Raw genomic sequence first — 315 nt, 5'->3', positions numbered from 1 at the left:
GTGATCGGCGCGGTGCGCCGGGCCCTGGACGACCACGCCGTCCTGCGGGACGCCGGGCGGGCGGACGGCACCGAGCGCGTCAGGGTGACCCTCCCGGCCCGGGAGGCCGCCGACGGCCTCGCACGGACGCTGGCCCCCCTGGAGGACCGCTTCGACGGGATCGGGTTCTCCTGGCTGGAGCGGGCGCCGGACCGGCGGGTCACGGCGGAGCTGGCGCTGCGCGACGGCGTCCTGTCGGGAATGACGGTGGACCTGGCGCAGTTCACCGGGGAGACGGGTGCCGGGGAACCGGTGGAGATTCCCCTCGCCATGTCC

1 pseudogene is annotated in these 315 nt (G+C 76.5%); it reads left to right on the top strand.

The annotated features are described in order from the left end of the window. Positions 1 to 315, top strand: a pseudogene (locus tag ACSNOK_RS33685) (hypothetical protein); the annotation flags it as partial.

The organism is Streptomyces sp. URMC 126 (assembly GCF_051386555.1).
Taxonomy (GTDB): Bacteria; Actinomycetota; Actinomycetes; order Streptomycetales; family Streptomycetaceae; genus Streptomyces.
The sequence above is the reverse complement of the archived record's forward strand: the minus strand, read 5'-3'. Positions and strand labels throughout refer to the sequence as shown.